Annotated in this window: 16 protein-coding genes and 1 pseudogene; 14 read left to right on the top strand and 3 right to left on the bottom strand. The window is 37.3% G+C overall.

The features are described from left to right. Positions 1–204: 204 nt before the first annotated feature. From NSS66_RS07320 to NSS66_RS26840, 5 genes are all read left to right on the top strand, one after another. A complete protein-coding gene (locus NSS66_RS07320; RefSeq protein ID WP_340958641.1) occupies positions 205–1,914 on the top strand; it encodes a DNA/RNA helicase domain-containing protein in 1,710 nt (569 codons plus the stop codon). A gap of 165 nt (positions 1,915–2,079) precedes the next feature. Then, positions 2,080–2,811: a hypothetical protein gene (locus NSS66_RS07315; protein ID WP_272638255.1), complete on the top strand. Its 732-nt coding sequence runs from the start codon at positions 2,080–2,082 to the stop codon at positions 2,809–2,811. Between the two features lie 311 nt (positions 2,812–3,122). After that, positions 3,123–4,265 (top strand): hypothetical protein, encoded by a 1,143-nt coding sequence (locus tag NSS66_RS07310; protein ID WP_076264629.1) that lies wholly within the window; start codon positions 3,123–3,125, stop codon positions 4,263–4,265. A gap of 14 nt (positions 4,266–4,279) precedes the next feature. Continuing rightward, positions 4,280–4,669 carry a hypothetical protein gene (locus NSS66_RS07305; protein ID WP_340958640.1) on the top strand — a complete coding sequence of 130 codons (390 nt, stop codon included), beginning with the start codon at positions 4,280–4,282 and terminating at the stop codon, positions 4,667–4,669. A gap of 365 nt (positions 4,670–5,034) precedes the next feature. Beyond that, positions 5,035–5,118: a putative holin-like toxin gene (locus NSS66_RS26840; RefSeq protein WP_223822117.1), complete on the top strand. Its 84-nt coding sequence runs from the start codon at positions 5,035–5,037 to the stop codon at positions 5,116–5,118. Between the two features lie 1,155 nt (positions 5,119–6,273). Here NSS66_RS26840 and NSS66_RS07300 read toward each other — a convergent pair. Then, complete coding sequence (locus tag NSS66_RS07300; protein ID WP_233903730.1) at positions 6,274–7,164, bottom strand: hypothetical protein; 891 nt, start codon at positions 7,162–7,164, stop codon at positions 6,274–6,276. Between the two features lie 161 nt (positions 7,165–7,325). Here NSS66_RS07300 and NSS66_RS07295 point away from each other — a divergent pair, with 161 nt between their 5' ends. The 9 genes and pseudogenes from NSS66_RS07295 (at position 7,326) to NSS66_RS07255 (ending at position 12,501) form a co-directional block, all read left to right on the top strand. Beyond that, positions 7,326–7,661, top strand: a complete 336-nt coding sequence (locus NSS66_RS07295; protein ID WP_071558633.1) for a YolD-like family protein — start codon at positions 7,326–7,328, stop codon at positions 7,659–7,661. 113 nt (positions 7,662–7,774) lie between these two features. Next, positions 7,775–8,842, top strand: a complete 1,068-nt coding sequence (locus NSS66_RS07290) for a thermonuclease family protein (protein ID WP_340958639.1) — start codon at positions 7,775–7,777, stop codon at positions 8,840–8,842. A gap of 94 nt (positions 8,843–8,936) precedes the next feature. Then, positions 8,937–9,198: pseudogene (locus NSS66_RS07285) on the top strand (group-specific protein). Positions 9,199–9,383: 185 nt separating this feature from the next. Next, entirely contained in the window at positions 9,384–10,016 is a 633-nt protein-coding gene (locus NSS66_RS07280) for a hypothetical protein (RefSeq protein ID WP_071558636.1), read from the top strand. Further along, on the top strand, positions 9,994–10,548 hold the full coding sequence (locus NSS66_RS07275) for an accessory gene regulator B family protein (protein WP_071558637.1): 555 nt from the start codon (positions 9,994–9,996) through the stop codon (positions 10,546–10,548). Before NSS66_RS07280 ends, NSS66_RS07275 begins: the two co-directional genes overlap by 23 nt. Beyond that, positions 10,526–10,672 carry a cyclic lactone autoinducer peptide gene (locus tag NSS66_RS07270; RefSeq protein ID WP_071558638.1) on the top strand — a complete coding sequence of 49 codons (147 nt, stop codon included), beginning with the start codon at positions 10,526–10,528 and terminating at the stop codon, positions 10,670–10,672. Before NSS66_RS07275 ends, NSS66_RS07270 begins: the two co-directional genes overlap by 23 nt. Positions 10,673–10,687: 15 nt before the next feature. Further along, positions 10,688–11,083 carry a LytTR family transcriptional regulator DNA-binding domain-containing protein gene (locus tag NSS66_RS07265; RefSeq protein WP_071558639.1) on the top strand — a complete coding sequence of 132 codons (396 nt, stop codon included), beginning with the start codon at positions 10,688–10,690 and terminating at the stop codon, positions 11,081–11,083. A 436-nt stretch (positions 11,084–11,519) separates the two neighbouring features. Further along, positions 11,520–11,723, top strand: coding sequence for a hypothetical protein (locus NSS66_RS07260; RefSeq protein ID WP_071558640.1), 204 nt, complete (start codon positions 11,520–11,522; stop codon positions 11,721–11,723). Between the two features lie 592 nt (positions 11,724–12,315). Further along, positions 12,316–12,501 carry a hypothetical protein gene (locus NSS66_RS07255; protein ID WP_068942649.1) on the top strand — a complete coding sequence of 62 codons (186 nt, stop codon included), beginning with the start codon at positions 12,316–12,318 and terminating at the stop codon, positions 12,499–12,501. A 28-nt stretch (positions 12,502–12,529) separates the two neighbouring features. Here NSS66_RS07255 and NSS66_RS07250 read toward each other — a convergent pair whose 3' ends face one another. Further along, positions 12,530–12,886 carry a DUF6199 family natural product biosynthesis protein gene (locus NSS66_RS07250; protein ID WP_340958638.1) on the bottom strand — a complete coding sequence of 119 codons (357 nt, stop codon included), beginning with the start codon at positions 12,884–12,886 and terminating at the stop codon, positions 12,530–12,532. Beyond that, a complete protein-coding gene (locus NSS66_RS07245; protein ID WP_023989036.1) occupies positions 12,870–13,304 on the bottom strand; it encodes a hypothetical protein in 435 nt (144 codons plus the stop codon). The genes NSS66_RS07250 and NSS66_RS07245 overlap by 17 nt, the downstream gene beginning before the upstream one ends. Between the last annotated feature and the right edge of the window lie 461 nt (positions 13,305–13,765).

Genomic DNA, 13,765 nt, shown 5'->3' with positions numbered 1-13,765 from the left:
TTGTTTCCAATTTCGATCATCTCTGAATTGAACTACTTTTGACATTAAATTTTTTATCTTATCTTCGTAGGGTGACATAGCTCTTTCTCCGCTCTCTGTTTTATTTTGCTGAACTCTATTGACATCAACCGTAATAATCACAAATAATTAATTTAGATTTACTAACATTGTAATATAAATAGATACAGAAATGAGTAGATGTCTTTGAAATACGGAATAATGAATCTGCCTCTATACGTAAATGGTAGCAGCACAAACCAAAATTGTATTCATGATCTCTGTCAAAGTGAACAAGATATATTAGATAAAGGCTTTGTCACTTATATCTACTATAATCTAAAGAAAAAAACAGTATACATAGGCGAAACAAAGCATTTTTGGGTACGTCACGACCAGCACATTCATGAAAGTCATTTCAATGATGGCGAATTTACCAATTGCTTAATTGTTTACAATGCAAGCTTCTTTACCGAGTCCCATATCAAAGATTTGGAGTTCATGATAATTAACCATATGCTTGCGGAAACAGACGAAACAAAGTTCAAGATATATAACCGAAATAATGGACAACCTCAACCGCAATACAACGAGCATCACAAAGTGGAGCAAGAAGTATTTGTGAAGCTGTGGGGAAACGAATTATATAATCAAGGATTAGTACATACAAACGATCTAGAAAGAATTAGGCAGAAGATTATTTTCAAATACTCCCCTTTCACTCAACTGAGCAAACAACAATCTGATATTGAGGAAAGAGTAATTCAAGATCCTCGTAATAAGTATCTAATTGAGGGTGGAGCTGGAACTGGAAAAACAGTTCTCATGATGTCGCTTATGTATAGGTTGATCAACAAAAATCCAGATATGAAGATAGGTTTGATCACTACAAGCAACCTACTCGACAAGTTTAATCGAATTTTAAAGCAACTGAATTTGAAAAATAAACTTACCTTTGTTCGAGCTGGCAAGGCTATTGAGGAAGCACGCAAGAGTAATAGTCACTACGATATCATCTTAGTTGACGAAGCACATCGTTTGCAAAGATACTACCCCAAAGGACACCCAGAATCTAAAAAACATTTCGACAAGAGTCAGCCTGAGATTAACGAAATCCACATGCTTCAAGAAATCACAGATGGACTCGTTTTCTTCTATGACCAGTTCCAGAGTATACGTCCACAAGATGTTCTTAGGGCTAACTTCATCAAGCTCACCCAAGGATATGTAAAAGAATCTCTAAGTCAACAATATCGAATCAAGGGTGACGCTTCCTTTAGTGGCAACGATTTTCTCAATGGCATCCTGTATGCTTTAGACATTGTAGATGAAATTGAATTTAATCCTAATGTCTTCGCATATCGCAACAAGGACTCTTATTTTGGAATCGTTGATTCCATTCAAGACCTATTTAAATACATTGGAGAAATTGAACTCCGTCATGCCAATACTACAAATCGTGTTATTGCTGGTTATACTAGAGAGTGGATTTCAAACCCAAAATCATCGCAAAATAAAGGAATAGACAAGTTTAATCTGCCTTATGATTGGGTTGAGAATGAAAGCAAGTGGCGATGGAATAGCCAGTATGAAAAATGGGTTGAGATTGAAAGTAGTAAGAATGAAATAGGCTCTATCCATGCCATTCAAGGCGCGGATATTGACCATGTCGGAATTATTATCGGCAAAGATATCGCTGTTGGTGAAAACGGGAAACTTAGAGCTATAAAAGGGAACTATAAAGATACTGGTGGTACTCCACTACTGAACGAATACAATGAACAAGAACTTACTAGTTTCATACTGAATATATATTACGTGCTCCTCACTAGAGGAATTAGTGGATGTAGGGTTTACTTTGAAGACTCTAAAGTAAGAGAATATTTTGAAGAGAAATTATCGTCTAAAGTCATTTAATTGTTGATATACAGCCGACCTTTAAGGTCGGCTGTTTGGACTACATCTGTAGTTGGGTTTAGCAATGGTGTGTAATCCTGATGCATGGAGGGTTCTTGATACGGACTACCATACCGACGGATATGTGAATGGCTGGAATTTAAAAGCGGAGTAAAGGGGGCGAAGATGATGAAAAAGAAAACATTAATTAGTATCCTTGCAGTTCCATTAGTAGTGGTAGCTGCTTCAGGTTTTTTCTATCTAAACACAGATAGAGTTGTCAGTGCACAGAGTGAAACGATCGCAGCTGCTGACAAAGCTACCAATAGTCAGGTGGAGTATATCAAAATATCTGTTTCTTCAAGCACTTATTCCGATAGTTCTTATCAAATAAGAATTCGTGATCGGAAAAACCTAAGTGAAGTTACTGAAGATTACGTGGGAGGAGTCCTACAAAATAAAATTATAGTTTCTGAAGAGGGAAGACGAATCACTTCTATAGGGAGGGATCATGTAACGGGAAAACTTGTAGGGAACACCTGGACATTGCCCGTTAACCTGGCTAATGAAAATAAGAAAATTTTAAATATTTCTCTAATGGAAGAACAGAAAAAAGAAATGAAAGAGCAAAATTGGGTGAAATCTTTACGACCACAATCTAATGATGCATCACTTCAAGAGGTTGTAGCAGAAACCAGTCTTAAAAAAGAGGTTGTAACCATTGATGCTAAAGGGCTCCCGGTAAAGAGAGAGGTCTTTGTGAAAGATAAAGAGGGGAATTGGACAGAAGACTCCGTTAGGGTCGAGGAATATAAATATTTAGACTCCATGCCAATGAACTTGCAAAGAATGAATGATGAAGTGGAGATCAAAGAAATTACTGCTCCGATTAAAGAAGATAAATTATTAAAAGGGTAATCCGAACAGTATAAGAACAAAAAGTGAACAACAATAGTAAGAGGAAAAAGTAGTACATCAAAAAGCTCTGCTAACCTTAATTGGTCGGCAGAGCTTTTATCGTTTCTAACAGGTCTGTGTTAGCTAGCATATATTTCGTTTTAGCTTCTTCATATAATTTGCCGAGGTTACGAAACTCTATTGTCGCCCTTTACCATGTTGAAAATATGTTTACTATTTAATATTCTTCGTATATATTAATATTTGGAAATTATTTTTTTCACAAATATTTCCTATAAAACTAGATTGAATTAACAGAGGAGATTATTTCAATGAGCATTTCATTAAGAATAGAACGCAAATCCGGTGGTGAACCAATCGAGTTTGTAAAAGGTGAAATCATTGGCTTTACTTATAAGAATAATAGTTCCATAAACCTTTCAGCTAAGTCTCCAAACTTGAATCATTCACTACATATTCGAAGCAAAATTCCGCTTCATTCGCTTCCTTCAGTTGTAGACAATGCGGATAATTCCAACATGCTGTATACATGGGCAAACACAGAATATAAACCTGATACTGAGGATTACTATCGCAAATGTAATATCCAAATCGTTAGAAATGAAAACACAATTCGAGATATTACGTTTACACACGCTTACGTAGATGAGTATCAAGAACAGATTGATACCAGCAAAGAGATCCTTGAGTTTGAACTTGTTTTAAAACAAAAAGAAGATCAATTGGGAAAAATTCAATACAGTCCTCAGTTAGAACCTATGGAAACAAGAGAAAAGGATCAGTCTGATGTCTCGCAAAAAGTACTGGAAGGCGCATATAGTAAGAATATGTTAGTGTATGCAGGAAATAATACTTTTCCGTTTGAAAATCCGATGGTAGAACTAGAAAAGACTTGGGTGCGAGGCGTAGAGAAGGTAAAGAATTCAACAGATACTGTAATACATTATCCTGATCGTAAAGCATTTGCATTAGTAGCTGTTCCTATAGCTCGAAAGAAGTACGGGGACATCACAGCCAATTTACTTCAACATTCACTTGACTACAAACCAGGAAATTTACACTTTAACGAGTGGTCATATGAGGCGCAGCAAGTTAAAAAATCTAAAGAGCACATCGCAATAGTTAATGATGAAGTCAAAAAAGCTAATGCTAAAAAAGTTAAAAGTTTTTCTTATAATGGATCTGAGCAATTAGAAAGTGATAGAGATTTATATAATGCTTTTCACAAAATGAAGTACAAAATAGATGGAACATATGTAAACGGGCAATGGAAAATTACTACAACGTATTCTGATGTCTATAATTTTGAGTATAATTTTAAACAAATGTTTACTGGGAACAACAAACTTGGTTGGGCTGCAGCAAACCTAACAAATTTAATGGAATCATGGGGAACACTAAATGAGTATACGTCTTATGTAACAGTAACTGATACAAGAAAAGCTTGGAAGTGAGGTGTGAATTGCAGATGAAGCGTAGATATATCTTTATTTTGATCTTGATCTCTCTACTAGTTATAACTACTACTCTAATTTTTCTGGTGAATTCCGGGGATAATACGAAGTATAAATACCCATCAGGCAAAGATACCGTAGAATATTTTGGTGACGGGACTTTTCAAATTTTGAGAGGGGGGCCGCAAGACCCTTTAATACTTTATAATCATCTTGCTGATCCACTAGAAAAAGCTGTTGATAATATTGTGTCATATAAGATAAAAAAAAATATCGTCTATGTGGTTGGGGAAAATGGCTTCATTAAATTAGATTCAAGTACCAACACCTACGAGCAAAAGAAACGGATTAACGACTTTACTTCCAAAGATAGAGAGATATTTAATAAATTAATGGAAAAATAGAAGCTATCATGAGCAAATGTGGTAGCAAGGGAGCTTTAAGTTGTTCACAAAGGTTAAGTTAACATACTCTTTAGGTTGAGTATCTCTTTTAATTACAAGTAATGAGGACTCTCATACTGGCAAACGGAACAATAAATAGATACATAATAAGGAGAGGTCTTATAGATGTAGGAAAATATATCTGTCCTTACAGTGGTTACAAAATCTTAGACGATGAAGCGTCTGGAATACTAGTTGAAAATTGAATTCTATTAATTAGACAAGTCTCGGGACCTACCTAGGGCATGTTTGTGGTATAATCTGGATTGTGCGACAAAACAGCTATAAAGGGTGGTCGGCTAATCTCCCGGAAGGGAGGTGACGCCATGGAAGTTAAAGACACGCTGATGTTGATGATTCAATTCGCAACGTTGGTGATTCTGATACTTTCTTTCCATAAACGGAAATAGACCGCCCTGGCGAGGATACGGTCTATTTCTGGATCAAACCTCAATTGCTGACCGCTCTTATAGCGGTAAGTCGTACAGGGGAGCGGTGGTAGCCGTTCCCCTTTTCTATTCTTATGTTATCATATTCATTTTATACAGGCAATGGAATTGCCTTTGTTGACTATATGAAATGTAGAGCATGAGGGATGATCCTTTGTGCTCTTTTTTTGCCTTGAATTACGAACGCTTGTTTGCATATAATATTTGCAGAGAGGTGATCATCATGGATAACCTGCGATCGCCGATAGATAAGTCTGATGAGAAATTGAAGGAACAAAAAAACCTGAGATGTCAGGACTTTTTTTGCTCTGTGAGCTGCCCGAATTCGACATTTTATTTCCGCGTAGTGGCGGGAGTTTTCAGTTTTCACCCGTGAGAAGTGCGTTCAGCAGGTCTGAACGATTAGAAAACCACGACTGAAAGTCGTATATTGAGGGGACTACCCCAGCCAGTATTCCCACGTACAATTACTATACCGTCGTCATGCGGAACGACGTTATGGATCGTCATGGTAGCAGCTCCTTGAAACGGCTTAACTTGACCGCCAAAAATACCAATTTCCGTGATCGAGACAAGTACCCTACTTGAGGAATTAACAAACCCAGCCAGGTTCAAGCGACTTTGGAACAAATTCGGACCTACATTGTTGAGACTAAAAATGAATGCGGTACCTGCTTTAGTTCTTAGGCGACGCGTAGGTTTCAGAATTTTTGTAGAAGAATTTACTTTTCCCATTCGAATCAACTTCCCTTCTTTTTTGATAATATAGAATATGCTAGTTTTTATAGAATCGAAACAGATAAACGGATTGGAAAAAATGACTATCTTTATCACTAGGCAATAAAAAAAGTCCCGCGATGTCAGGGCTATGGTCTAAAACTTGATTGAAGTGACGAACGAAAAACGACGGAGAGCTGCTCAAGCTGATTGCCACGCTACAAATGAAGATCAAGGAACTCCGTGAGAACGAATAGAATTACTGAGAGCTGCACGATTGGAGAAGATCCGCTGCCCGTAAATTTGACGCTTTTATGGATCAGCAGATTGTTACGCCCCCAGGTGCGGCGAATAGATACTATACGGAATATTAAAACCCCGGATTGCTCCGGGGCTGTTTTATTCGAGACCAAATTGTGCTTTTGCTTGTAGTTTGTTGCCTTGGAATGTGAAAACGGCATTTGCACCAGGTCCGACTTCACCTTTATACGAATACATTACAGTATAAAATTCGTCTCCTTTTTCACCAACCTCTGAAAGAGCCTCACCGGGACCACCGATAATTTTCGCAACTTCCTCATAAGTCATTCCATTTTTAATCTTGTTATATTTAGCTTTGGTAATGGTTCCGAGGTTTGGCGATTCTGCTACTGTCCGACCCTCTATTTTTCCGTTATATAGTTTCCAATTGGCTTCTCCCTTAACACCACGGGAACCAAGTTCACCCTTAAAGGTAACTATATCCCCCGGATTAAGACCATTCAATTCTGAACGATCTAAAACTTTTACAACAATAACATCCCCGAGTTTTTTCTTTTCAGCGCTAATATCTGACCACAGTTCACCGTTGTAATCTGCTGGTTTACCATAGACATAGAGGCTGCTAGATCCAGATTCAATAACAACACCTGACCATGAAACAACTTGATTTCTTACACTGTCGAATGTTTCCCCTTGCTTGGATACTGGCAATGCAAAGAGTGCAGATGAAAACTTATCAAAAGGAAGCGATGTGTCAATCAATGGTTTTTTAGCGTCAGTCTGTTCCTTTTGTACTGATTCAGTAGTAACTTCTTTCTCTTTAACAGGCGTAGTAGCTACAGATTTTGAATTAGTTTCGGTTGGTTTCTGAGTGTCAGCGACTGATATTCCAATAATAAATACTAAGAGAGCAGCTAAACCAAAGAGAAACATTTTCTTAGCCTTGCCGTTCTTTCTTATTAAAGCTATAGCCCACAAAACAAAAAACACAAAAAAAGCCAGCAAAGCAATCACAGCAATTGCAGTCATTACATAACCCCTATCTATTGGTAATATTATAGTGAAATTAGTATATATGACCTAGGAATAATTTTCTAGCACAAAAGTCTTAGAAGTAGAAAACAAAAGCCCTTGTAAGGAACAAACGTTCGGGATATAATTTGAACATATTACATCAGGAGGCTACATACATGGGAAAGAAACTTGAGGGTAATGGTTTATGGGAAAGCAGTCGGATAATCATCCCTGAACATAAGGAAGCATACCTAAAGCTTATGAAAGATCGCCAACGGCGTGGTAAGCCTGAACTTGATGATCAAGAAGTGCAGCTAATTGAGCAGGTGCTCATAGTCTCTTACAACACACGTCAACCTATATCGATAGTGGTTTTTAGTCCGTTCGATGACGAAGAACTCACAGGTGTAATCACGTCTATAAATACTGCTCGCAGGGAAGTAAAACTGTTTCGTGGCGAGGATGATTTTAGTTGGATCAAGTTGGAGGATATCATTTCAGCAAGTATCTAGCAGATAAATCTAGAGAATAGCAAAATATTCGTGCGATTATTGTAATAAAAGTGTATATATTGGAAAATGTAAATGGTATATTTATCCTAGAACTAAGTGCCTAGGAGGATATCATGAGAAGTAATGGAAAGGGAAAGATCATAGTAATTATCTTTGCAGTAATTATAGCTGTTGCGATTATTAAGTATTTAGGATTGCTTATTATCGCAGGAGGGCTTGGCTACTGGGGTTATAAAAAATATCAGAATGCTAAGAGAGCAAATCAAAAAAGTAAACTAGCTATAGTTTTATTTTCACTTGCCGGAATTTTCTTTCTAGCGTTCATCGGCAATCTGTCTAATGTTAAGCAGCAGGAATTAGCGAATAAAGTACCAGCTGTTCCAGCTAAAGTAGAACAAACTTCTGCGGTGCCTACTACAACTAAATCTGAGCAAACTTCAAACATTGTTTCTACCTCAGCATCTAACGAAAAGGCGGATTCTGAACAACCAAAACGTATTCCTATAACTTTAATAGCGGGAACGGATGGAGATACATTTAAAGCATCAGTTCAAGGGAAAGAGGAAAAGATTCGACTACTCCTAGTAGATACGCCAGAAAGCGTAAAACAGGGTACACCAGTCCAACCGTTCGCAAAAGAAGCTTCGGCTTTTACGCTGAAGCAATTAAAGCAGGGTAATCTTTCCCTAGAGCTTGATGTTTCAGAACGAGATAAGTATGGTCGTCTACTTGGTTATGTATGGGTTGGAGACAAGATGTTGAATGAAATGTTAATCGAGAAAGGTTATGCTCGGGTGGCCTACATAAATCCTCCAAACGTTAAATATGTCGATCAATTCAAGGAGATTCAAGCTACTGCTCAAAAGAGTGGAACAGGCATCTGGAGTATTGAAAACTATGCGCAGGAAGATGGATTCAATCAGAAGACAGCTCAAAAGGCAACTGCAAAGACTGAATCTAAAAGTAATGATTCAAGTGTAAAAGAATCTAAGCCTAAAGTAGTTACTCCTAAAAAGGAAGTCGTCCAAACTTATTCTGAACCAAGAGAATCATCAAGCAATGTATACTATAAAAACTGTTCTGCGGTTCGTGCTGCTGGTGCCGATCCAATTTATGAAGGTGAACCAGGTTATAGTAGGAAACTGGATCGTGATGGTGATGGAGTAGCTTGTGAAAGATAATCTTTTGTTAAAAACTATTCCTCGGTGCATATCCGAGGAATTTTTATGATTTCATTAATTAATACTACACTCTACAAAAAGAGGGATGAGAATTTTGATTGAGATTAGTATAGATGAAAAGGAAGCGAAAAAACTTATATTGAAAAAAAGTTTCGGAGTTGGTGGAAGTAGTTGATGCTGAATATATATTTTGGGATACAAAAGAATTGAAGAAGAGAACTTGTATGAGTTGGAATGCAATCCTCGATACCTTTTTTTACGATCCGAGATTTATCAAACGGAAAATAGGGAGGAAATGGTATTTTCCGGCTCGTGAAACGAGAGCCTTCTTAGAACAATGGCTTTTAGAACAATAGATATTTTAAGAGGCTTGTCTATAAGGTTATTTTTGCTTGAATTTTATATAACTTCACGTAAAAAAATTACCTTACATATGCACAATTTATACCAAATTATACTGCTAATTGGATTGCCACTCATTGGTAGCAAATGTAGTATTAAAAGTGTGCTTGTTACCAATTATGCGAAGGGGTTATGTGATATGTGGGAGCCTATAAGGTTCTTGCTTTTTTCAACTGTAGAAACTTTTGCAGCGTTCGTTTTAATGTTAACTATTTTCAGAGTTAGGGCATTAGACTATGTATGGCCTGCATTGTTTATTGGATTAATAATGAATTTGCAGAGCTTTATTTTGAGGGAAGAGACATCGTTATCTTTCTTTGCTCCAACCATAAACATTATATTGTTTACATTATTGATAACCACTGTTGTTAGAATGCCAATTATTTGGGCAGCTATAATATCCATTACAGGCACATTTCTATATACGTTATTCCAAGCGGTAATTATATTGATGCTCTTTGGTACATTAACAACTGAAATGCAGACTTCAGCAGAAGGATCATTGGCGCAAGCAGTAACTAGCGCATGGGTGTTAGCTGTTTCGTGGTTTCTGTATAAATTTAATATAGGCTTTACAGCAGATTATGAAAATCTCCGTTTTAGGTGGGAACATGTACTTGTTGTTATCTTAATAATCGGGGTACTAGCTGCTTGTACATTTATGTTTTACTTTAACAATTTCTTTCTGAGTATTTTATTCATAACCCTAGCATCTGTAATGTTTTTGTATTATGCATTAAAAACGGAGCGTGATTACCATAAAAAGTCTTGACTCCATCGCTCTAGATATAGCAACACACATCAAAACTGTTGTCCCCGATCATCCAGCACCCGTAAATGTTTTAAAACATGGGATAGCCGTTACGATCAACACAGTTTCAATTGTTTTGCTAACTATTGGTATTTCAGTTTTTACGGATAAGATACAAGAAGCTGTGCTGGCAATGATATCTTTTTCGATGCTACGTCAAACTGTAGGAGGCATACATTTAAAGAGCAATATAGCGTGTATTATTGTATCTACAGTTCTACTTACCGCTTTATCTTTTGCAAGTTTTAATTACAATTGGATCGTCATTACTTCGATAATAAGTATTGTACTTGTCTTGGTTTACGCACCATCACGGCTAGAGGGGAAGACACGCATATCAAAGCGACACTACCCATTGCTAAAATTTTCGGGAGTTGCAATTATTGCACTTAATTTGTGGTTGGCTTTACCGGTAGTAGGCGCTAGCTTTTTTGTTCAGAGTTTAACACTAATAGGAGGAGGTGTGAGAAATGAAGAAAAACAAACTGAGTAAAGTAAAGGCTGGTATGTATTACAATATTGCTGCAATGCTAACAACACTTGCTGTTGCGTCAGTTAGCACAGCAAGTCTTTCTTGGATTCATAGCCCCGAGCCACCGAAAGAATTGTTGAAATAAGCGAGGAATGACAAAATGCTAAGTTTAACAGTATCGGCAGACCCTGGAGGTATTGATCAAGGCGAAAATGTACAAGTGGATAAGGTTCTTTTTATATCTAAAGGGCGTAAGAGAGACCAGATTTTAGTTCACACATTTGAAAAGACTTACTACATGATTGGAACCCTTAGACATTGGGAAAACTTTTTGAACAGTAACGGATTCCGTTTTTTGAATGTGGACAGAAGTAACACTCTTAATGTAGAAAAAGTAAAAATCGTTAATGGTATTTTCAAAGATGCTTACTTTGAGTGTGATATAACAAAAACCTCAAAAAGGTGCCCTATTGCGTATCATCGGTTTGACGAGGTTATAAAAGAGATGGGTTTCATTAATTCAGACATAATATTCACGGGAGTTGCTACTAGATAGCAACTCTTTTTTTGTTGAAAATATTGTATTTAAATGTCGAAAAATGATACACATCCAGCGCCTGAATTTATGTTGCCAAAGAACCTAATAATGGGATTTAATATATGTTAGTGGATATAATTCTTAAAAAAGGAATAAAGTAGAGGAATGGTGAATGTTATTGCTCCGAAAAAACTATAATATGGGAAAAGTGATTACTAATTACTACCCATTCGTATAGATCTTTCATCCTACAACCGAAGAATTGAGCAGCGTGTACATATCTTTTAGATTTTATTACCGTCATTTCTTAGAAGTGAGAAATAATGCGCTGTCGTCAGTAGATCTTCGCACATATTCCGTTGGGATCCAACTTTTCTGTTTTAGAAGGAAGTAAATAAGATTTTAGCTTGTCAGTAAACAACGATTTAATTATACGATTTAGGAGAGGTCTATTATGGTAATTTTATTAAATGAAGAAAACCAGATGAAAATCAAAGGAAATGATACTTTTACTTATTCTGTTGAAAACGGAGGTATTAAGGAAGTACAAGTACAGTCAATAGTGAATGAAGTTTGGAGATATGGCGGGAAAGAAATATCACACGAACAACTCATAAAAATACTAAATCACATAAAAGTTCTTGCATCACAAGGATAAAAAATAGCTTTAGCATATGACCACTAAAGCTATTTTCTTGACCGCATTTTGACCGCGCTTTTTAAAGATTTAAGTGTATTTGAAAGTATATTGATAATCTGAACATAATATATTTTGCAGTATATTCAAGAGAGAAAATATGTTGAAACCCAAAGGAATACTGAGTGCTTTTGTATCGCACCCAAGTGCATCAATGGGAACGTGATCAATATCTGACTCTTTACTAAAATGGGAATCCCTTGGCGCTCTAAGCGTTGAGGGATTTTTTTGTATGTGGGTAATCCATCCGTCATTTGAGACTAATTAGTTCTCCCCACAATCTCCCCATAAAAAAATATTATTGAAGTAGACTCCCGGTAAAAGACTCATATTTCTCCATGCTATTCATCTCTATTTTTTTGGAGATGTGTGCATAAACGTCGGCTGTGAAAAAATTTCAAACTAACGTTGAATGCAAATATGTGTTGGATGCCTTGAAAGTCTTAGAAAATGAAGTCATTACACTCGGGTATACTGGCTCTTCTAAGCTACTCACACTCCAAAGTGACGAGTCGAGTTTCTACATTGTTCTTCCTTATAGGTGGCTGGTTAGATGAGTAAATACTATGCGAGAAAAATGATTTTTACTACTTACTACAGCGGCAGTCGGTCTTTGAAGATTAAGGAAGTTCGTTTGCTGGAAGCTATGGATGAGAGACAGATTTCTGTTTTTGAAAACGTGAGCAGTGACATTTTGGGAGTCGCCGCCAAACAGCAAGTGCCTTATGGATGTGGGTAATTTGAGGATTGAAAACAGATAGTAGAACTTACAGGAATATAACCAAAAGTCCACATGTTAAAAAGAAGAACCCAAAGAGAATCGATACAGAGCCTCTAAATTTCATGTCATCAATGTAAGCATCACTTGGTTCTGAGTCACCTTTGATCTTCCAGGCTTCGTTTGCACGCCATCCCCAAGTGGGATTTCGTTTACTTAAAATACCAAGCGAGAAAAAAATAATCGCAATAAAAATAAGCATGAATCCCATTGGATCAGCCCCTTTAAGTAAACTATACCAAAAAAGAACGACAGATGGAAAGTATAGTCCCTCAAGAACGGATAGAAGAAAAATAAGAGGGCTTTGCCCTCCATCTGAAGGTGTAATTTTAATCTGAATAGGCAACCGCGTTAAAACTTTCTATTCCTATTCGGGTGGCATCCGCTGTGCAAAATAGATATAAGGTATACACCAATTCATTTGATGGTGGTAGAGGGACATTGTAATCGGAAGCATTAATGGTGACGACCTGCACAGCGTTGGGATTTGCCTCGGAGACACTAACAGAGTAAAGGGCGTAAGCAACAGGAGAGTCGAGAGTGCCTCTAACAATAGAAATAGCAATAACGGAGTCAAATGGTGGAGTAGTGGGAAATGAAAGCTCAGCAATCCCTGATAATTGTACACGCATATTTTCCCCAGCGCCCGTCACGTCTAAGCCAAGCTCTGCGATGGCTACAGGAGTATTGGCTGGCAAGGGAATTGAGATTGTATTACCATAGCTTGCATTTTGAGATGTTCGAGCATCTAACAATCTAGTCATTATCTCATCTCCTTTTTGATAGTTTATGCAGAAGATATTCAGTGTTGAGGGCTTGGTAGATATGCCTCTAAGCTAATGCGGTGTATTGCGTCATTAATGGCCCCGAAGAGTAGAGAGGAAGGATACAAGATGGAACTTAGCGAGAAACAGCTGGAGAATGTGAGCACGCTTGGGGCTTAACTTACAACAAGAAGCCGACAAAAAACAATTTTTACTGTGACACGGTCGATCGGTTTGGAATGATCTTGTTGCTAAAGGGTTAGCTACAAAACGAGGCGGACGGGATGAGAAAAGTGCATATTTTCGCCTGACATATGAAGATGCGAAGACCGTTTATACAAAGCCAATGCCATGAAAGTATTTTGGAGCATTGCATTAAAAAGTTTTGAACCCATAGGGGACAAGAAGGAGGGGAACTTTCCATAAAGGAGAGAGACACAATGCATCCCCTATACCAAAGG

Origin of the sequence: Paenibacillus sp. FSL R10-2748 (assembly GCF_038005565.1) — a bacterium.
In the GTDB taxonomy this organism is placed as follows: Bacteria; Bacillota; Bacilli; order Paenibacillales; family Paenibacillaceae; genus Paenibacillus; species Paenibacillus polymyxa_B.
This window is presented reverse-complemented; position numbering and strand designations above follow the sequence as displayed.

Coding starts and splice junctions, on each gene's coding strand:
- NSS66_RS07315 (WP_272638255.1), top strand. CDS start 2,080: ATGATGAAAAAGAAAACATTAATTAGTATCCTTGCAGTTCCATTAGTA.
- NSS66_RS07310 (WP_076264629.1), top strand. CDS start 3,123: ATGAGCATTTCATTAAGAATAGAACGCAAATCCGGTGGTGAACCAATC.
- NSS66_RS07305 (WP_340958640.1), top strand. CDS start 4,280: ATGAAGCGTAGATATATCTTTATTTTGATCTTGATCTCTCTACTAGTT.
- NSS66_RS26840 (WP_223822117.1), top strand. CDS start 5,035: ATGGAAGTTAAAGACACGCTGATGTTGATGATTCAATTCGCAACGTTG.
- NSS66_RS07300 (WP_233903730.1), bottom strand. CDS start 7,164: ATGACTGCAATTGCTGTGATTGCTTTGCTGGCTTTTTTTGTGTTTTTT.
- NSS66_RS07295 (WP_071558633.1), top strand. CDS start 7,326: ATGGGAAAGAAACTTGAGGGTAATGGTTTATGGGAAAGCAGTCGGATA.
- NSS66_RS07290 (WP_340958639.1), top strand. CDS start 7,775: ATGAGAAGTAATGGAAAGGGAAAGATCATAGTAATTATCTTTGCAGTA.
- NSS66_RS07280 (WP_071558636.1), top strand. CDS start 9,384: ATGTGGGAGCCTATAAGGTTCTTGCTTTTTTCAACTGTAGAAACTTTT.
- NSS66_RS07270 (WP_071558638.1), top strand. CDS start 10,526: ATGAAGAAAAACAAACTGAGTAAAGTAAAGGCTGGTATGTATTACAAT.
- NSS66_RS07265 (WP_071558639.1), top strand. CDS start 10,688: ATGCTAAGTTTAACAGTATCGGCAGACCCTGGAGGTATTGATCAAGGC.
- NSS66_RS07260 (WP_071558640.1), top strand. CDS start 11,520: ATGGTAATTTTATTAAATGAAGAAAACCAGATGAAAATCAAAGGAAAT.
- NSS66_RS07255 (WP_068942649.1), top strand. CDS start 12,316: ATGAGTAAATACTATGCGAGAAAAATGATTTTTACTACTTACTACAGC.
- NSS66_RS07245 (WP_023989036.1), bottom strand. CDS start 13,304: ATGACTAGATTGTTAGATGCTCGAACATCTCAAAATGCAAGCTATGGT.